General features: G+C 69.3%; 20 protein-coding genes. 7 read left to right on the forward strand and 13 right to left on the reverse strand.

The features are described from left to right. Window positions 1-45 precede the first annotated feature (45 nt). The gene (locus tag KHC27_RS16910) at window positions 46-741 is read left to right on the forward strand and encodes a TetR/AcrR family transcriptional regulator (protein WP_213340572.1); all 696 of its coding nucleotides are present in this window, start codon (window positions 46-48) and stop codon (window positions 739-741) included. 66 nt (window positions 742-807) lie between these two features. Then, entirely contained in the window at window positions 808-1,161 is a 354-nt protein-coding gene (locus KHC27_RS16915) for a tRNA-binding protein (RefSeq protein WP_213340573.1), read from the forward strand. A gap of 12 nt (window positions 1,162-1,173) precedes the next feature. On the opposite strand, the gene KHC27_RS16920 is transcribed toward KHC27_RS16915, so the two are convergent. From KHC27_RS16920 to KHC27_RS16930, 3 genes are all read right to left on the reverse strand, one after another. Beyond that, the gene (locus KHC27_RS16920; RefSeq protein ID WP_213340591.1) at window positions 1,174-2,511 is read right to left on the reverse strand and encodes an ATP-binding protein; all 1,338 of its coding nucleotides are present in this window, start codon (window positions 2,509-2,511) and stop codon (window positions 1,174-1,176) included. A 134-nt stretch (window positions 2,512-2,645) separates the two neighbouring features. After that, window positions 2,646-3,380 (reverse strand): response regulator, encoded by a 735-nt coding sequence (locus tag KHC27_RS16925; protein WP_246520029.1) that lies wholly within the window; start codon window positions 3,378-3,380, stop codon window positions 2,646-2,648. A 10-nt stretch (window positions 3,381-3,390) separates the two neighbouring features. Further along, a complete protein-coding gene (locus tag KHC27_RS16930; protein ID WP_213340574.1) occupies window positions 3,391-3,984 on the reverse strand; it encodes a MarR family winged helix-turn-helix transcriptional regulator in 594 nt (197 codons plus the stop codon). A gap of 261 nt (window positions 3,985-4,245) precedes the next feature. Between KHC27_RS16930 and KHC27_RS16935 the strand changes: the two genes are divergently transcribed. Continuing rightward, complete coding sequence (locus KHC27_RS16935) at window positions 4,246-5,133, forward strand: branched-chain amino acid aminotransferase (protein ID WP_213340575.1); 888 nt, start codon at window positions 4,246-4,248, stop codon at window positions 5,131-5,133. A gap of 127 nt (window positions 5,134-5,260) precedes the next feature. On the opposite strand, the gene KHC27_RS16940 is transcribed toward KHC27_RS16935, so the two are convergent. The 4 genes from KHC27_RS16940 to uvrC all read right to left on the reverse strand — a co-directional run bounded on the left by KHC27_RS16940 (window position 5,261) and on the right by uvrC (window position 8,892). Continuing rightward, a complete protein-coding gene (locus tag KHC27_RS16940; RefSeq protein ID WP_213340576.1) occupies window positions 5,261-5,743 on the reverse strand; it encodes a molybdenum cofactor biosynthesis protein MoaE in 483 nt (160 codons plus the stop codon). A gap of 14 nt (window positions 5,744-5,757) precedes the next feature. Continuing rightward, window positions 5,758-6,009 carry a molybdopterin converting factor subunit 1 gene (moaD, locus tag KHC27_RS16945; protein WP_213340577.1) on the reverse strand — a complete coding sequence of 84 codons (252 nt, stop codon included), beginning with the start codon at window positions 6,007-6,009 and terminating at the stop codon, window positions 5,758-5,760. A gap of 7 nt (window positions 6,010-6,016) precedes the next feature. Then, a complete protein-coding gene (pgsA, locus tag KHC27_RS16950; protein ID WP_213340578.1) occupies window positions 6,017-6,652 on the reverse strand; it encodes a CDP-diacylglycerol--glycerol-3-phosphate 3-phosphatidyltransferase in 636 nt (211 codons plus the stop codon). A 140-nt stretch (window positions 6,653-6,792) separates the two neighbouring features. Beyond that, complete coding sequence (gene uvrC, locus KHC27_RS16955) at window positions 6,793-8,892, reverse strand: excinuclease ABC subunit UvrC (protein ID WP_213340579.1); 2,100 nt, start codon at window positions 8,890-8,892, stop codon at window positions 6,793-6,795. A gap of 339 nt (window positions 8,893-9,231) precedes the next feature. Here uvrC and KHC27_RS16960 point away from each other — a divergent pair, with 339 nt between their 5' ends. Continuing rightward, the gene (locus KHC27_RS16960; RefSeq protein WP_213340580.1) at window positions 9,232-10,167 is read left to right on the forward strand and encodes a DMT family transporter; all 936 of its coding nucleotides are present in this window, start codon (window positions 9,232-9,234) and stop codon (window positions 10,165-10,167) included. Here KHC27_RS16960 and KHC27_RS16965 read toward each other — a convergent pair whose 3' ends face one another. Then, window positions 10,168-10,956, reverse strand: coding sequence for an SDR family oxidoreductase (locus tag KHC27_RS16965; protein ID WP_213340581.1), 789 nt, complete (start codon window positions 10,954-10,956; stop codon window positions 10,168-10,170). It lies immediately after the preceding gene. A 222-nt stretch (window positions 10,957-11,178) separates the two neighbouring features. Between KHC27_RS16965 and KHC27_RS16970 the strand changes: the two genes are divergently transcribed. The 3 genes from KHC27_RS16970 to KHC27_RS16980 all read left to right on the forward strand — a co-directional run bounded on the left by KHC27_RS16970 (window position 11,179) and on the right by KHC27_RS16980 (window position 13,851). Beyond that, complete coding sequence (locus tag KHC27_RS16970; RefSeq protein ID WP_213340582.1) at window positions 11,179-11,793, forward strand: outer membrane protein; 615 nt, start codon at window positions 11,179-11,181, stop codon at window positions 11,791-11,793. Window positions 11,794-12,121: 328 nt separating this feature from the next. After that, window positions 12,122-12,766 (forward strand): outer membrane protein, encoded by a 645-nt coding sequence (locus tag KHC27_RS16975; protein WP_213340583.1) that lies wholly within the window; start codon window positions 12,122-12,124, stop codon window positions 12,764-12,766. A gap of 323 nt (window positions 12,767-13,089) precedes the next feature. Further along, window positions 13,090-13,851, forward strand: a complete 762-nt coding sequence (locus KHC27_RS16980) for an outer membrane protein (protein WP_213340584.1) — start codon at window positions 13,090-13,092, stop codon at window positions 13,849-13,851. A gap of 77 nt (window positions 13,852-13,928) precedes the next feature. Here KHC27_RS16980 and KHC27_RS16985 read toward each other — a convergent pair whose 3' ends face one another. From KHC27_RS16985 to KHC27_RS17005, 5 genes are all read right to left on the reverse strand, one after another. Beyond that, window positions 13,929-14,534 carry a glutathione S-transferase family protein gene (locus KHC27_RS16985; RefSeq protein ID WP_213340593.1) on the reverse strand — a complete coding sequence of 202 codons (606 nt, stop codon included), beginning with the start codon at window positions 14,532-14,534 and terminating at the stop codon, window positions 13,929-13,931. Window positions 14,535-14,634: 100 nt separating this feature from the next. Further along, entirely contained in the window at window positions 14,635-14,850 is a 216-nt protein-coding gene (locus tag KHC27_RS16990; RefSeq protein WP_213340585.1) for a cold-shock protein, read from the reverse strand. Window positions 14,851-15,038: 188 nt separating this feature from the next. Beyond that, window positions 15,039-15,890: a 23S rRNA (adenine(2030)-N(6))-methyltransferase RlmJ gene (locus tag KHC27_RS16995; protein WP_213340586.1), complete on the reverse strand. Its 852-nt coding sequence runs from the start codon at window positions 15,888-15,890 to the stop codon at window positions 15,039-15,041. A 17-nt stretch (window positions 15,891-15,907) separates the two neighbouring features. Further along, entirely contained in the window at window positions 15,908-16,576 is a 669-nt protein-coding gene (locus tag KHC27_RS17000) for a ribonuclease T2 (RefSeq protein WP_246520030.1), read from the reverse strand. A 188-nt stretch (window positions 16,577-16,764) separates the two neighbouring features. Beyond that, entirely contained in the window at window positions 16,765-17,277 is a 513-nt protein-coding gene (locus tag KHC27_RS17005; protein WP_213340588.1) for a hypothetical protein, read from the reverse strand. Window positions 17,278-17,829 lie beyond the last annotated feature (552 nt).

Below are 17,829 nucleotides of genomic sequence, written 5' to 3' on the forward strand. Positions count from 1 at the left end.
ATCCCCACGTGTAGCGTAGAGATCGCAGCCACTCGGGAGGTTATGATGACTGACGCCAGTGCCGCCTCGTCTGCCCCAGCCGGGCGTTCCGCCATTCTCGACGCGTTCCTTGCCCTGCTTGCGGAGCGTCCGTTCGAGGCTATCGGCCTTTCGGACGTGGCCGGGCGCGCCGGCGTCTCGCTGGCCGAACTGCGCGCCTCGTTCGGTTCGACCTTCGACATGCTGTCCGGCTTCGTGAAGGATGTCGATCGGCGGGTGCTGGACGCGACCGCCGCCGACGCGGCGGAGGAGGGCGAACTCTCCCTCGCTGCCACCCACCGCGACCGGCTGTTCGAGGTGCTGATGCGCCGGCTCGATGTGCTGGCGCCGCACCGCGAGGCGATCCGCTCGCTGGCCCGCTCGGCCGCGCGGAACCCGATGTTCGCGCTGGCGCTCAACCGGCTGTCGGTACGCTCGCAGCAATGGATGCTGGCCGCCGCCGGCATCGGCACCTCCGGCCTCAAGGGCGGGGTACGGGCGCAGGGGCTTGCGGTGGCCTTCGCCCGGGTCCTGCGTACCTTCCTGGATGACACCGATCCGAGCCTCGCCCGCACTATGGCCGCGCTGGACCGCGAACTCGCCAGCGGCGAACGGATGCTCGGTCTTCTCGACGGGGTGTGCCGCCTCGCCCGCTGTGGCGGTCGCGGCGCCTCAATGCGCCGGCGCCGCAGCGAGGACGAGGCGCCTGCCGCAGCCATCTGAACCGCCGCCCGGCGACGGCGGGACGTCGTGCCGGGGCGCCCTTTCCATAAGTGACGAGGATGCGACGTGAGCCTGGCTCCCCTGGAAACCATTCAGTTCGGCGATTTCCTGAAGGTGGATGTCCGTGTCGGCACCATCATCCGGGCTGACCCGTTCCCGGAGGCGCGCAAGCCGGCGATCAAGCTGCTGATCGATTTCGGCAGCAGCGTCGGGGTGAAGAAGTCCTCGGCCCAGATCACGGCGCATTATGCGCCGGAGGATCTGGTCGGCCGGCAGGTCGCGGCGGTGGTGAATTTCCCGCCGCGCCAGATCGGCAATTTCATGTCCGAAGTGCTGACGCTCGGTTTCCCCGACGCCGAGGGGGAGGTGGTGCTGGTCGCACCCGAGCGCCCGGTGCCGAACGGCGCCCGGCTGTTCTGAGCCGAAGGCCGGTCAGACCGGGATCCGCACGCTGGCCCGCAGCCCCCCGAGCGGGCTGTCGCCGAGCGAGATGTCCCCGCCATGGGCCCGCGCGGCATCCCGGGCGATGGTGAGGCCGAGGCCGGAGCCGCCGGCGTCCTGGTTGCGGGCCGCGTCGAGCCGCAGGAACGGCCGGAACACGTCGTCCCGGCGGTCGAGCGGAATGCCGGGACCGTCGTCGTCCACCGTCACCAGCAGCCAACGCGCGTCCCGCGCGCCGGTGATCTCCACCCGTTTGCCGTGGCGCAGCGCGTTGGCGACCAGATTGGTGATGCAGCGCCGGTAGGCGTCGGCCCGGATGGTCACCACCGGATTGCCACGGAATGTCGCCGTGGCAGCCGCGCCCTGGCGCTCGGCATTCAGGCGGATGTCGTCCAGCATGCGGGCGATGTCGACCTGCACCGGCGGCTCGCCGGTGTCGTCGCGGGCGAAGGCAAGATAGGCCTCGAGCATGCTCTGCAACTCGTCGACATCCTTGCGCAGCATTTCCACCTCGGCTCCGTCGCCGAGGAAGGCGAGTTCGAGCTTGAAGCGGGTGAGAATGGTGCGCATGTCGTGGCTGACGCCGGCGAGCATGATGGTCCGCTGCTCGATCTGGCGCTCGATGCGTCGGCGCATCTCGATGAAGGCGCGGGCCGCGCCACGGACCTCCCGCGCGCCACGGGGACGGAAGCCGACCACGTCGCGCCCCTTGCCGAAGGCTTCCGCCGCATCCGCCAGCGCCTCGATCGGCTTGATCTGGTTGCGCAGGAACAGGATGGCGACCGCCAGCAGCACCAGCGAGGTGCCGACCATCCACACCAGGAAGATATGGGAGTTCGAGAGATAGGCCTGGCTGCGCCGGGCGAAGATGCGCAGCACCGAATTGTCGAGCTGGACCCGCACCTCGATCAGGTTCGAGTTGCCCACCGTGTCGGTCCAGAACGGCCGGCGCATCCGCTTGCCCAACTCGCCGGTGAAGCTGGAATCGAGGATGGAGAAGAACGGCTTGGGCCCCGGCGGTGGCAGTCTTTCGCCGGGCAGGAACTCGATCGACAGGCCCATGCGCTCCTGCGCGATCTGGCGGATGCGGTCGAGGTCATCGTCCGTGGTGAAGGCCGAGGCGAGATCGGTGATCGCGGTGATGTCCTGCGACACCGCGGCGGAGAGCCGCCGCGTTACCGCGTTGTAGTGGCGCTCCATGAACACGAAGGCCAGCACCGACTGCAGCAGCACCATCGGCGTCACGATGATGATGAGCGAGCGGGCATAGAGGCCCTTCGGCATCACCCGGTTGAACCAGGAGCCGAAACGGTCGTTCTGCTGGCGCATGCGCGCGGCCAGCCGTCGGCCGGTCTCGTTGGCGCGGTCCACCCGCGCCTGCGTCGCCGCGTCCGGCCGCAGCCGCTCCGCGATCCGCTTCAGCCAGGCCCGGGCGCCGTCGAGCCTATGGCCGTCGATGAGGCTCAAGGGGCGACGACCAGCCGGTAGCCGATGCCGCGCACCGTCTGCACGAAGGCAGGATTGGCCGGGTCGCGCTCGATCTTGCGGCGAAGCCGGTTCACCTGCACGTCCACCGCGCGGTCGCCCGCACCCGCGCCGGGAGCGGCCAGCGCCTGCCGCGGCACGGTATCGCCGGGCTTTTCCGCCAGCACCCGCAGCATGTCGCGCTCACGGTCGGTGAGGCGCACCGGCTCGCCGTCGCGGGAGAGTTCGCCCCGGGCGATGTGGAACAGGAAGGCCCCGAACCGCACGCTCTCGATCGCCTGCGGCTGGGGTGCCGCCGAACGCTTGAGGATGTTGCCAATGCGCAGCAGCAGTTCGCGCGGCTCGAACGGCTTGGCGAGATAATCGTCCGCCCCGATCTCGAGGCCGGCGATGCGGTCGGCCGGTTCCGAGCGGGCGGTGAGCATCAGGATCGGCACGCCCGAGCCCTCCCGCACGAAGCGGGCGAGGTCGAGCCCGGATTCGCCCGGCATCATCACGTCGAGGATGAGCAGGTCGAAGGACAGGCCGCTGAGCCGGCCGCGGGCGTCCGCTGCCGAGGCCGCCGTGGTGACGCGGTAGCCCTTGTCGGTGAGGAAGCGCGAGATGAGGTCGCGGATGCGGGTGTCGTCGTCCACGATCAGCAGGTGCGGCGCGTCGTCGGGAAGGCGCGCCGTGCCCGGCGTCGGTCGGCCCATGGGGGAGGGGTTCAGCATGAATGTGGCCTCAGCCTCCGCTGCGGGGGCCGGGCGCGAGGCGGCGAAGCTCCTCGGCGGCGCGGTCGGCCCGGGTGATGAACTTCTCGATCGGCCCCCGATCTTCCGGGTCGATCATCGAGACGAGGAAGCGGCGGGCATTGCCCAGCGCTTCCGGCCCGCCGCACTCCGCCAGTGCCCGCTCGATGCGGGCGGACTGCAGCGCGACGAAGTCGCGGGCGAGCGCCTCGCCCTTCGGCGTGACGTAGAGCAGGCGCTGGCGGCGGTCGGACGAGCCGGCCCGGCTGTCGATGAAGCCCTGATCCACCAGCTCGCGCAGCACCCGCCCGAGGCTCTGCTTGGTGATGCGCAGGATGTCGAGCAGGTCGGTGACGCGCATCCCTGGATGACGGTTCACGAAATGCAGCACCCGGTGATGCGCCCGCCCAAAACCGAACCGCGCCAGAATCTCGTCGGGATCGCTGACGAAATTCCGGTAGGCGAAGAAGAAGAGTTCGATGATGTCGACGAGCGGCGGCGAGGCCGCAGCCCCCGCCGACCGTGCCGGCTGGCCGGAATCCCCCTCGGCGAGGCGGGAGGGAGGCGAGACATTTACGTCAGTCATGTTGACTTTTTTCGTTATGATCGTTACCCAGATGTCCTGCTCGACGAAAGGATCGTTCGGCCTTCCGCCCCTCGGCTTTCGTCGTCGACGGATCGGCCCTTCGTCCAACCGGGGGGCGAACGATAACGGGACTTCGGCTGCGAGGCAAAACATCCGCGCTTGCGCGTGCAGCCGGCAGGGCCCAAGAAACTGTGAGCGCCCGGGAGACGGGCGGGCCGCGACCTCTGCTGAAGGCCGGCGGCCGTGATTGGAGAGACCGATATGTCGGCGGAGCCCTTCGACAAACGTGACGGCTGGATGTGGTACGATGGCGAGATCGTGCCGTGGAACGAGGCCAAGGTCCATGTGCTCACCCACGGGCTTCACTATGGGAGCTGCGTGTTCGAGGGTGAGCGCGCCTATGGCGGCGAGATCTTCAAGCTCGACGAACACACCGCCCGTCTGAAGGAAAGCGCCCGCCTGCTCGATTTCGAGATTCCCTACAGCGAGGCCGAGATCAACGCAGCCTGCCGTGAAATTCTGGCGCGGCAGAAGCTGACGGATGCCTATATCCGCCCCGTCGCCTGGCGTGGTTCGGACATGATGGGTGTTTCGGCCCAGAACAACAAGATTCACCTCGCCATCGCCGCCTGGGAGTGGCCGAGCTATTTCGATCCGGCGCAGCGCCTCAAGGGCATCCGCATCGACCGGGCGAAGTACCGCCGCCCCGATCCGCAGACCGCCCCCTCCACCTCGAAGGCGGCGGGTCTCTATATGATCTGCACCATCTCCAAGCACGCCGCCGAGCGCAACGGCTATGCCGACGCGCTGATGCTGGACTGGCGCGGTCTGGTGGCGGAGTGTACCGGCGCCAACATCTTCTTCGTGAAGGATGGCGTGGTCCACACTCCGCTGGCGGACGCTTTCCTGAACGGCATCACCCGGCAGACCGTGATCGACCTCGCCAAGCGCCGGGGCTACCAGGTGCTGGAGCGGCAGATCCAGCCGGAGGAGCTGTCGAGCTTCGACGAGTGCTTCATCACCGGCACCGCGGCGGAGGTGACGCCGGTTTCGGAGATCGCGGGGCTGCATTTCCAGCCCGGCCCGGTCACCGCGACCTTGATGGAAGACTACATGGCCGAGGTTCAGCCGAAGAAGAAGGCGGCCTGAGCCTTCGGCGCCGAACCGCCAGACGATACGGAAAGGCCGCCTGCGGGCGGCCTTTTTCGTTTGGCCAGCCGTCTCGGGCGTAGTTTCCGTTAGGGCGCTGCGCTGCGAGGGCGGCCGGTCCGGTGCGTCAGGGGGTGTCCGAACCGGTGGACTGCCAGCGCTCCGCTGCGTCGTCGTCGGCGGCCTTGGCCTCGATCCAGCGGTGCGGGCCGGCCTCGCGCTCCTCGCGCTTCCAGAACGGGGCGCTGGTCTTCAGCCAGTCCATCAGGAATTCGGCAGCGGCGAAGGCGGCGGCGCGATGGGCCGAGGCGGTGACCACCAGCACGATGTTCTCACCCGGCGTGATCCGCCCGTGGCGATGGATGATGGTGGCGCCGGCCAGCGGCCAGCGGGCGCGGGCCTGCGCGAGATGCCGCTCGATCTCTTCCTCGGCCATGCCGGGGTAATGTTCGAGGGTGAGGGCCAGCAGCCGTCCGCCTTCCTCTGCCGGATCGGCGCGGCATAGCCCGGCGAAGCTGACGACCGCCCCGACATCGGTGCGGCCCCGCGCCAGGGCCGCCGCCTCGGCGCCGGCGTCGAAATCCTCACGCTGGATGCGGACGGTGAACATGGCCCCTCCGGGGGTCAGCCGCCGGTCATGGGCGGGAAGAAGGCGATCTCCCGAGCGCCGGCGATGGGCGCGTCCGGCCGGGCATGGGTCCGGTCGATCGCGGCGCGCACGACGCGGGGATTTTCGAAGGCATGCGCATAGCCCTCGCCGCGCTGCGCCAGCCACGCCGCGAGATCGGCGACGGTGGCGACGTCGAGCGGGGGCTCGACCTCTTCGGCCTCCTGTCCGATGCGCTCGCGCACCCAGGCGAAATAGCGGATCTTCACCGCGCCCTCACTCGTCGATGAGGTGGTGGGCGCCGGCCCGGAAATAGTCCCAGCCGGTGTAGAGCGTCAGGATGGCGGCGATCCACAGCAGCACGATGCCGGCGAGGGTGATGCCCGGCAGCACCAGGTCGCCGGCCGGGCCCGCCAGCAGAACACCCACCGCCACGAGCTGGGCCGCGGTCTTCCACTTGGCGAGGCGGGTGACGGGCACGCTCACCCGCACCTCCGCGAGGAACTCCCGCAGGCCGGAGACCAGAATCTCCCGGCACAGGATGACGAGCCCCGCCCAGAGCGACCAGCCGCGGATGGTGCCGTCGGAGGCCATCATCAGCAGCGAGGTGGAGACCAGCAGCTTGTCGGCAATGGGGTCGAGCATGCGGCCTATGGCCGATTGCTGTTCCCAGGCGCGCGCAAGATAGCCGTCGAAGAAATCGGTGATCGCGGCGGCGATATAGATGCCGAGGGCGACCCAGCGCAGCCAGATGCCGCCCGCGAGTATGTCGGCCCAGAACAGACAGGCCGCCAGCAGCGGCACCGCCACGCAGCGGCCATAGGTCAGGAGATTGGGCAGGGCGAAGGCGTGGCCCCGCTTGATCGGCTGGGCTTCGGGCGTCACAGATTGGCGCGAGGTGACATCGACCATGGATCGTCCGGCTCCGGTGAAAGGGACGTAACCACCCGTGGCCCGCCCGTCAATGCCAACTCGCTTCTTGCCAAGTCGCTTCTTGCCGGCAAACGGCCCCGGCATCCGACCTGGTGGTATGTGGCGGCAGCGGATGCGATTCAGGCGCCCTTGCCGTGGAAATAGTCGTAGACCGCCCGTGCTGTCGTCTCGTTGACGCCCGGCACGGCGGCGAGATCGGTCAGCGAAGCCCGCTCGATCGCCTTCAGCGTCCCGAAGTGATGCAGCAGCGCGCGCTTCCGGGTCGGGCCGACGCCGGGAATTTCGCTGAGGCCGGCCTGGGTGATGTCCTTCTTGCGCCGCGCCCGGTGCGAGCCGATGGCGAAGCGGTGCGCCTCGTCGCGCAGGCGCTGCACGAAATACAGCACGGGATCGCGCGGCTCCAGCCGGAACGGCGCGCGGCCCGGCATGAAGAAGGTCTCGCGGCCGGCGTCGCGGTCCGGTCCCTTGGCGACGCCGACCAGCGGGACGTCGGTGATGCCGAGTTCGTCGAGAATGTCGCTCGCCGCCTTGAGCTGACCCTGCCCGCCGTCGATCAGGACGAGGTCCGGCCAGCCCGCCAGGTCGTCCGGGTCGCGGCCGGGATGGGCCACGGGAGCGGCGCCGGCGGCGGGCGTGTTCGCCCCGTCATCGCCCGGCGGGACGTTGTCCGGCGTGGGGGAGGGGCCCGTGCCGGCGGGAGGCACGCCCGCGCGGGGAGCCTCCTTGAGAAGCCGGGCGAAGCGGCGTCGCAGCACTTCCCGCATCATCCCGTAATCGTCCCCGGGTGTCAGGTCGTCCGAGCGGATGTTGAATTTGCGGTATTGGCTCTTGGCGAAGCCTTCCGGCCCCGCGACGATCATGCCGCCGACGGCGTTGGTGCCCATGATGTGGCTGTTGTCGTAGACCTCGATGCGCCGCGGCGGCCCGGCGAGGCCGAAGCTGCGGGCGAGTTCGTCGAGCAGGCGGGCCTGGCTCGCGCTCTCCGCCAGCTTGCGGCCGAGCGCCTCGCGGGCGTTCTGCAGGGCGTGCTCGACCAGCTCGCGCTTTTCCCCGCGCTGCGGCGCGGCGATCTCGACCCTGTAGCCGGAGCGCTCCGACAGAGCCTCCGCCAGCAGTTCCGCATCGTCGACCGGGTGGCTGAGCAGGATGAGCCGGGGGCAGGGCTTGTCCTCGTAGAACTGGGCGAGGAAGGCGCCGAGCACCTCGCCCGGCTCAAGCGAGCGGTCGGCGCGGGGGTAGTAGGGGTGGTTGCCCCAGTTCTGCCCCGTGCGGAAGAAAAACACCTGCACACAGGTTGCCCCGCCTTCCTGGTGCAGGGCGAAGACGTCCGCCTCTTCCACCGAGCGCGGATTGATGCCCTGGGTGCCTTGCACGGCGGAGAGCGCGGCAAGGCGGTCCCGCAGGGCGGCGGCGCGCTCGAACTCCAGCGCCTCGGAGGCCTGCTCCATCTCGCGGGCGAGCTGCTCCTTCACCGCCCGGCTCTTTCCGGACAGGAAGCCCCGCGCCTCCTGCACCAGTTCGGCATAGTCGGTGTGGTTTACCTCGCCGGTGCACGGGCCGGCGCAGCGCTTGATCTGGAACAGCAGGCAGGGCCGGGTGCGGCCTTCATAGAAACTGTCCGTGCAGGAGCGCACCAGAAACGCCTTCTGCAAGGCGTTGATGGTGCGGTTCACCGCCCACACCGAGGCGAAGGGACCGTAATAGTCGCCGGGCCGCGACCGCGCGCCGCGATGCTTGGTGATTTGCGGGGCGGCGTGATCGCGGGTGATGAGGATGTAGGGAAACGACTTGTCGTCGCGCAGCAGCACGTTGAAGCGCGGCTTGAGCTGCTTGATGAGGTTGGCTTCCAGCAGCAGCGCCTCGCGCTCGGTGCCGGTGGAGACGAATTCCATCGCGCAGGTCGCCGCCACCATCCGGGCGATGCGGTTGGTGAGCCCGGTGGGGCGGGTGTAGGCGATGATGCGCTTCTTGATGCTCTTGGCCTTGCCGACATAGAGCACCGCGCCATCGGCTCCCAGCATGCGATAGACGCCGGCGCCGTTCGGCGCATGCTTCACCGCGCGCAGGATCGCCTCGCGCCCGCTGGCGAGGGAGCCGGCGGAGACGTCGGCGTCGCCGTCTTCCTCTGGCGGCAGCAGGGATTCCTCGATCTCGACGGGCTCGGGATCGTCGGCGTCGAGGTCGATGTCGGGGCGGTCTGGACTGGGGCGGGCGCTCATGTCGCGCGAAGATAGGGATTCGCGGCCCGGCGCAACAGGGGGCAGGGAGGCGACCTCACCGGTGTCGCCGCGAGGGCTCACCGAGACCGGCCGCCTCACGGCGCTGCCGTCTCACCCTGCGGCACGAATTGCCGTGGCGCTGGCCGCCATGCTAGAGGGCAGTCATCATGATCGACAGCGCTTATTCCCTCGGCCTCGCCCTTTGGCTTACCGGCGCCTCGTGCGTCCGGGCGGGCGGCTGATCGCGCGATCACGCTTTCCACCGGCACGCGGGGTGCGCGCTGCCGGTTCCTTTTCCCCGCACGCGGTCCCGCCTGCCTCGACATCGAGGTGACCGACATGACGACGACGACCGACGAACGACCGGCGGCGGCCCGGCGACCGCTGGCGGGCTATGCCCTCGGCGCGGCGGGGGCGATCCTGTTTGCCGCCAAGGGCGTCATCATCAAGATCGCCTATGGCTGGGGTATCGATGCGGAGACTCTGCTGGCGCTCCGCATGGGGCTGTCGCTGCCGTTCTACCTCGTGATCGGGGCAATGGCCGTGGCCGGGGCGCGCACGCGCGGCGTGGCGCTGCCCTCGCCGGGGCTGGTGGCAAAGGCGCTGGGCGTCGGCGTGCTGGGCTACTGGTTCTCCAGCTATGTGGATTTCCTCGGTCTGCGCGACATCTCGGCCTCGTTCGAGCGGCTGATCCTGTTCACCTACCCGATGTTCGTCGCGCTGTTCGGGGCGCTGCTGTTCCGCCAGCCGATCCGGCCGCGGGCATTGGTGGCCTTTGCCGCGTCCTATGCCGGGCTGGCGGTGATCTTCCTGCAGAATCTCACCATGTCCGGCCCGGATACGGCCCGGGGCGCGGGCTTCGTGTTCCTCGCGGCGATCAGCTTCGCGCTCTACCAGCTCTGCGCCCGGGACATCATCGCGCGGATGGGCTCGGGCCTGTTCACCTGCATCGCCATGACCGGCGCGGCGGCCGTCGCGCTGGCGCAGTTCGTGGTGCTGCGCCCGGTGGCGTCGCTCCTCGTGGAGCCGAAGGTCTTTCTAATCGGCGTCATGCTGGCGATCGGGGCGACGGTGCTGCCGTCCTTCCTGATGAACGCGGCGCTCCAGCGCATCTCGGCGCAGGCCAACGCCACCATCGGCACGATCAGCCCGGTGGCCACCATGGCGCTCGCCATGCTGGTGCTCGGCGAGACGGTGACGCCGGCCGAGCTGGCGGGCGCCGTGCTGGTGATCGGCAGCATCGGCTGGTTCACTCTGGCCGACCGGCGCCGCTGACTATTCCGGCCCGGTGGCGTCCGGCGTCTCCCAGGCGAGGTGCTGGCCGCCATCCACCGCCAGAGTCTGGCCGGTGACGCTGGGCGCTCCGGCGAGGAACAGCACGGCCGCGGCGATCTCCTCCGGCGTCGGGCCGCGGCCGAGCGGCACCGCGCCGCTCTGACGGGCGAAGGCGCCGGCATCCTGCCGGCTGTTGCGCAGGGTGGGGCCCGGCGCCACCGCATTGACGCGCACCCGTGGCGCCAGCGCCTGCGCCAGCATCCGTGTCGCCTGCCAGAGCCCGGCCTTGGCCAGGCTGTAGGAGAAGAAGCGTGGGGTCGGCTTCAAGACGCGTTGGTCGAGTATGTTGACGACGGCGCCGGTCCTGCCGGCGGGCAACCGCGTCGCCATCGCTTCCGCCAGCATGACGGGGGCTCTGAGATTGACGTCGAAATGCCGGTCCCACAGCGCGGGCGGCAGCGCGCCGACCTCGTCGCGATGGAATTCCGAAGCGTTGTTGACGAGCAGGTGGACCGTGCCGAGCAGGGCCTCGGCGGCCGGCAGGAGGCCGGCGACCGCGTCCCGGTCCGCCAGATCGGCACAGACCAGCGCCGCGCGGGCGCCCGTGGCGGCGAGTTCGTTGCGGATGGCGTCGCCGTCACGGCCCTCCCTACGGACATGGACCACCACGTCATAGCCGCCCGCGGCGAGGGCGAGGCTGATCGCCCGGCCGATCCGCACGGCCCCGCCGGTCACCAGCGCCACAGGACGGGAATCAGCGGGAGACGGCGCGTAGGACGGTGTGGTCATCAAGGCCTCGGAACGATGAGGATGCGGCGGGGAGCCGTCCGGCAGGGTGCTGCGATGTACGTTGCCACCTCCCGGCGGGATCAGGCCACCGCTGTCAATCCTTCCTTAAGCATGTCGCGCGGTTTCGTCGTGGTTGACCGTATCTTACCGGAGCCTCGGCACATTCATCCGTCATTCCCGGCTGCGACGGCGCAGTGCCACGCGCCCATTCAGGAGATGACCATGAACCGCCGACTCATCGCCGGGCTGGCCTTCGTGCTGGCCGCCGCCGCTCCCGCCGGAGCGGCGGACCTTTCCTACCCCCCGCAGGGCGGCTACGCGCCCGCCGCCTACGCCCCCTTCACCTGGTCCGGCTTCTACCTCGGCGCCAATGCCGGCTATGGCTGGGGCGATGCGGACTTCGCCGGCTCCAGCGTCGATGGCGGCCTGATCGGTGCCCAGGCCGGCTTCAACTGGCAGGGCAACAGCCCCATCGTGCTCGGCTTCGAGACCGACATTCAGTACTCCGGCATGGAAGGGGGCAATTTCAGCCTCGACTATTTCGGCACCGCCCGGCTGCGGGCCGGCTATGCCATCAACCAGATGCTGGTCTACGGCACCGGCGGTCTTGCCTATGGCGGCGGCAGCTACACCGAGAGCGGCCTTTCCGACGACCAGACCCATATCGGCTGGGCGCTGGGTGCGGGCCTCGAATACGCCTTCACGCCGAACTGGAGCGCCAAGGCCGAGTATCTCTATCTCGACCTCGGCAAGGAAAACTACCTCACCGTGAACGGCCTGCGCGACGTGGGCGTGAACGAAAACCTGCTCCGCGCCGGCGTGAACTACCGCTTCTGACCCCGGCGCTGCGGCCTGCCCGCCGCTGCCATCGCAGCCACCGGGCTGACCGCACCGGATTTGTGCCAAAAAGGCAACACGCACGAAAAACCGTGCGGAGAAAATGGCAAAATTGTTGCGCGTGCCGTTAGGAAATTCTCGCCTCACGGCCCGCTGCAACGGCAGGCGTCACAAGCGTTTGTGGACAGTCTTCACCGGTTCGTGAGTGCGCATTCCAGCGCCAATTCTCAAGTTCTGCCGTAATCCGGCCCTAGACGTGCCCGGAGTGCCTTCTATCTCACCCTCAACTGCGTGTGACAGTTCTTGCAGTTTGTCGGAGACCATCACGATGAAGAACATTCTTTTCTCAGGCATCGCGGCTGCGGCCCTGCTGGCGGCGGCGCCGGCCATGGCGGCCGATCTGGCGCAGCCCTATCCGACCAAGGCTCCGGTCGTCGCCCCGCTGCCGGTCTTCAGCTGGACCGGCTTCTATCTCGGCGCGAACGCCGGCTACGCCTGGGGCGGCGGTGACGGCGCCACCGACGATTTCGGCATCGACCCCTCGGGCTGGCTGGCTGGTGGCCAGGTCGGCTTCAACTACCAGTTCGGCAACAATGTCGTGCTGGGCGCCGAGGCGGACCTGCAGGGTGCCGACATCAACGACTCCAATGGCCTGTACGGCGTCAGCTCCAAGCTCGACTATTTCGGCACGGTGCGCGCCCGGGTCGGCTACGCCTTCGACAACGTCCTGCCTTACGTGACCGGCGGTCTCGCCTATGGTCACAACAAGGTCGACTATCTCGGCTGGGATGTGAGCAACACCCATGTCGGCTGGACGGTCGGCGGTGGTCTGGAATACGCGTTCAACAACAACTGGACGGCCAAGGTCGAGTATCTCTACATGGATCTCGGCGAGGAGTACTACCAGAACATCGACGCCAAGGCGGGCCTGAACGCGAACATCGTTCGCGCCGGCATCAACTACAAGTTCTGATACGACGCGGCGGGGCACGCCCCGCAGCGTTCTGTCGGACACCGCGAACAGGGCCTCGACCAATTCCGGTCGGGGCCCTTTTCATTTTTATTCGTTCATATTGTCATGCTAAGAAATGAAATATTAACCATATAAATCGCCACTCTTTACGTATTGATTTTAATATCACGGGTGAATCCTAAGTTTATCAATTCGTTAATCATGATATACGTGCGAATAATTTCATTCAAATTCTATGGAATCCCGTGTTGTATTTTTACAATAGCGGGACCGGCCGGTCGTGGCTATGTATTGCTCCAACAACATTCATTGGAGTTCCCGCCATGTTCCGCAAGATGCTCAGCAGCGCCATTGCCCTGGCCAGCCTGGCGAGCGCTCCGGCGCTGGCCGCCGACCTCGCCTATCCCACCAAGGCGCCGGCCTATGCCCCCGCCGTCCCCGTCTTCACCTGGACCGGCTTCTATCTCGGCGGCAACGTCGGTTGGGGCTGGACCGGCGTCGACAACGTCGCCCCGTTCTACGCCCCCGGCTATGCCTCCTATGGCGGCGGCTGGAGCCAGGGCGGCCTTGACGGCGATGGCTGGTTCGGCGGCTTCCAGGCCGGCTACAACTACCAGTTCGCCAACAACGTCGTTCTCGGCGCCGAGGCGGATGTCCAGTTCGCCGACATCAGCAAGACCTATAGCTTCGGCTACAGCGCCATCTCGTCGAATGGCGACTACGACTCCTATGCCAGCTCCATCACGGCCAAGATCGACAGCTTCGGCACCATCCGCGCCCGCCTCGGCTATGCTGTCGACCACCTCCTGCCGTATGTCACCGGCGGTTTCGCCTGGGCCAACGCCAAGGTGTCCGGCAACGGCACGGTCGACGGCGGCAACTGGTACTCCGAATCCAACAGCGACACCTACTGGGGCTGGTCGATCGGTGCCGGCGCCGAATATGCGGTGACCGACAACTGGACCATCAAGGCCGAGTACATCTACTCCGACCTCGGCGCGACCAACTTCAACGAGATGTTCAGCTCGAACGATCTCGACTTCAGCATCCAGACCCTCAAGGTCGGCGTGAACTACAAGTTCTGACAGCCGATCTGACGCCGCAGGGAGGCGTTCGACTGAGGCCCGGGTCACTCCCGGGCCTCTTTGTCGTTCAGGCGGTATCAGGGCGCCCGCGTTGCCTCGAAAGCGGGCACCCGTGCGGCGAAGCCGTCCAGCCACGCCACCAGCGCGGGATGGTCGGGCCGCCAGGCGCCGGAAAAGCGCAGGTCGAGGTAACCCAGCGCGCAGGCGAGGCCGATCTCGCCGGCATCGGCGGCGCCGCTGACGCCGCCATGGGGCGGCGGCGCCGCCTCGAGCGCTGCCAGGCCCCGCGCCACCTTGCCAGCCTGGATATCCAGCCACCGGTCGCTGCGCTCGGCTTCCGGCCGCATGCGGGCCTCGTAGACCTGCAGCAGGGCTGCATCCATGATGCCGTCGGTGAGGGCCTGGAGGGTCAGCACCTCGATGCGCCGTTCGCCGCCGGCGGGCAGGATGACCCCGCCGCCGGCGCAGGCGTCGAGATATTCCAGGATCACCGGCGAATCGTAGATCGGCGCGCCGTCCTCGCGCAGCAGCACCGGGATCTTCCCGAGCGGGTTCTGCGTGCGCAGCGCGTCCTGCGGGTCGGTGGTGTCGGCCCACACGATATCGAGATGGACGCCGCACAGGATGGCGGCGATCTTGACCTTGCGACCGAAGGGGGAGGGCGGCGACGAGCGGAGCTGCAGGGACACGGGACTTCACCGACTGAGCAGGGGCCTGTGCGGCGACCCCGCGCAGCCGCCGGCGACGGCGCCGCGCACCGCCGCCGCGACTCGGGAAAGCCTATCAGTCGGAGGATTGCAGGTCGACCGCCTTGGGACCCTTGCCCCGCTTGTCCGGCTCGACCTCGAAGTTCACGCGCTGGCCTTCCGAAAGGGTGCCGAGGCCCGAGCGCGTCACCGCCGACACATGCACGAACACATCGCGCCCGCCATCGTCGGGGCGGATGAAACCATAGCCCTTTTCCGTGTTGAAGAACTTCACGGTACCCGTCGTCGCCATCGCGCCCTGCTCCATCCGTGGATGGGCCGCCCCAACCTTGCGGCCGGAACCGCCTCCGCCGGGAATGCCAAGCAAAACCGATGCCGCGGATTCCGCGCCCGGCTGCCGGCCCGCCGCCGGGGCAGGAGCCTGCCAGTTCCGGCTGACAGGGCGACGACACGGGCCCCTGCCGGGCCATGCCGCCGGGCTCAGCGCTCCGGCATCAGCCAGCCGATCCGGCTGCGGCCGCGCCCGTCGGTGGCGAGGTGCGGGCCGATGGCCTGCAGGACGGTGCGCATCTCCTCGGCCAGCGTGAAGGGCGGGTTCACCACCACCAGCCCGGCGCCGGAGAGCCGGTCGGCCTGGCGGGTCTCGGCGAGATCGAACTCGATCCGCAGCGTCTTCGGAATGCCGGCGCGCGTCACCTCGCGGCGGAAGGCGTCCACCGCGCGGATGTCCTTGATCGGGTACCACGCGACCAGCACGCCGCCTTCCCAGCGGCGGTGGGCGCCGATCAGCGCCTCGGCGAGGCGGTGGAACTCGCCGCCTTCCTCGAAGGGCGGGTCGATCAGCACCAGCCCGCGCCGCTCCTTCGGCGGGAGATAGGCGGCGAGCGCCTGCCAGCCGTCGGTGGGCAGCACCTTGGCCCGGCCGTCGCCCTTCACCGCGGCGCCGAGCGCCTCGCGCACCCCGGCCACGGTCTCGCAGAACAGCAGCCGGTCCTGCGGCCGCGCCAGCCGTGCCGCCACAAGCGGGGAGCCGGGATAATGGGCGAGGCCGCCGCCGGGATTGACCGCCGCCACCGCCTCCCGCCACGGCGCGATCAGCGCCTCGACCTCCGCCGGCAGCGCCACGTCCATGAGCGCGCCGACCCCGCTTTCCCATTCGCCGGTGCGCTGGGCCTCCTCGCCGCCGAGATCGTAGAGCCCGGCGCCGGCATGGGTGTCGAGCACGCGGTAGGCGGCGTCCTTCCGGCCGAGATAGGCGAGGATGCGGGCCAGCACGATGTGCTTGATGACATCGGCGAAATTTCCGGCGTGGAAGGCGTGGCGGTAGTTCATCGGGGTCCGGTCGTGGTTCAGCCGCCGCGCGTCGGCGGCAGGGCGACCCGGGTGGCGCGGCAGGCGCGGCGGTCCACCTCGGGGCAGGGGGTGAAGCCGAACCCGCGGTCGAGGCAGATCCGCACCTCGCTGAGGCGGCGGCCATCGCAGGCGATCGCGATCATGTCGGGCTTCAGGCCGGGATTGGCGGCGATGAAGGCGCGCTCCACCTCCTCCGGCGCCACCATGCGGGTGCGCTCCGGCCGCTGGTAGTCCTCGGGAATGACGAGGCGGGCCCGGGCCTGCCGCACCGCGGCGAAATAGGCGTCGGGCGCGAGGCCGGAGCAGGTGCCGTGCTTGCGCCACTGGTGCAGCACCAGGCCCCGGCTCGGCATCAGGTCGAGCATCGCCGTCACGGTGCCTTCGGGCACGAAGGGCGCCGGGCGCTGGCAGTCCTGCGGCCAGCCGCTGGCATATTGCGGCCACAGCCCGTGCACCACGAAGGCATAGGGCCGGGCGTCGGCGCCGCATTGCTGCGCATTGGCCTTTTCACCGGCGGCGGCGCAATAGCTCGGCGACCAGCTGAGGGCGAGGACGTAATGGTCGAAGCGCCCGGGCGTGCCCGGCTGCTGCGCCAGTCCCGGCACCGTGCCGGCGAGAGCCAGCGCCACGGCGGACCCGAGACGGGGAAGCGTCGTCGAACGCAACCGGCCACATTCCGCGTGCCGACGTGCCGCGCTCAGGAGCCGGCCGACCACGGCCTTCAGGAACCGGGCCGGCGCGGGCGGGAGAAGGGCGCCGCCGCCGCCGACCGGGTGCGGGGCACCTCGCCGCCGGGCCGCCGCGGGTCGCGCCCCGGCGCGGCGTGCCGGCACGATCGCCATGGGCCGGGCTCTCAGGGAAGCGCGGCCTCGCAGTCCGGCGGGTGACCCCAGCCGCGGTCGAGCCCGACCACGCACCAGTCGACGCCCCACGACAGGCCGAGGAAGCCGCCATCCTCGATGATGGAATAATAGATCGGCCGGGTATGGCCGTCGGAGACGTGGACCTTGGCGGAGCAGTAGCGGCGCGGCTGGATCTGCGGGCCCCAGGGCCGGAACGCCACTTCCTTGACATGCTCGAAGCCGGCGAGGCGCAGGTTGGAGGACCAGAAGCGCGACTCGGTGGTGGCGAAGCGGTCCTGGATCATCGACAGCGCGGCCGGGGTGTCGCAGGCCGGCACATTGCCGGTGAAGCCGTCATTGGGCAGCCAGAAGTTCTTTTCGAAGAAGCCCGCCGCCTGGGCACCGGCCACCGGGCCGAACGCCAGCGCCGCCGCGAGCAGGCCGGTCGCGAAACGCGCCCGCAGGCCGGGCGCCGCATGACGGTTCCGCGGGGTGGACCCGCCAAGATCACGAACGGCACGCATGTCAGTTCCTCCAGCACCAGCCCGGTGACCATGCGTCGGCCGGGCGGGAGGGTCAATGACGGGGCGGCCACACCCCGCGAGATTCCGCAGCCTCCATAGGCCGGCCCGCCGGTTCGACGCCGACATGGCCGGCGTTGCGGCCGATCCACCCGCTTCCGTGCCGCCCGCTTCCGTGCCACCCGCTCCGCCGTCCGTCCCGGCCGGATGGCCGCGACCCTCCCCGAGGGTGCCGATCCCGACCCCTGCCGGTGCCAGCGGCAACTCCTCCGGCCCGCTCGCCCGCCGGGCCGGCCGGGGCACCGCTCGGGGCGCCGTGACGGCGCGCGGCGGTGGCGCGGCGCAGCCTTACGGCCGCCAGCCCTGCAGAGCCGCCCGCCGTCACCCCGGCGCCGGCCGCCCCCTGCTTCACCACCCCCCGCACCGAAAGCCCCGCGCCGCGAGCGGCCGGGGGTGTGGGTCAGGCCCTTCGCCCGGTGAAGGGCGTGCGGGGCGCCGGGTGTTACGCGAAACATAGGATGGCACTACCCGGGAATAGGCGGGAATAGCCAGGAA

This window comes from Ancylobacter lacus (assembly GCF_018390635.1).
In the GTDB taxonomy this organism is placed as follows: domain Bacteria; phylum Pseudomonadota; class Alphaproteobacteria; order Rhizobiales; family Xanthobacteraceae; genus Ancylobacter; species Ancylobacter lacus.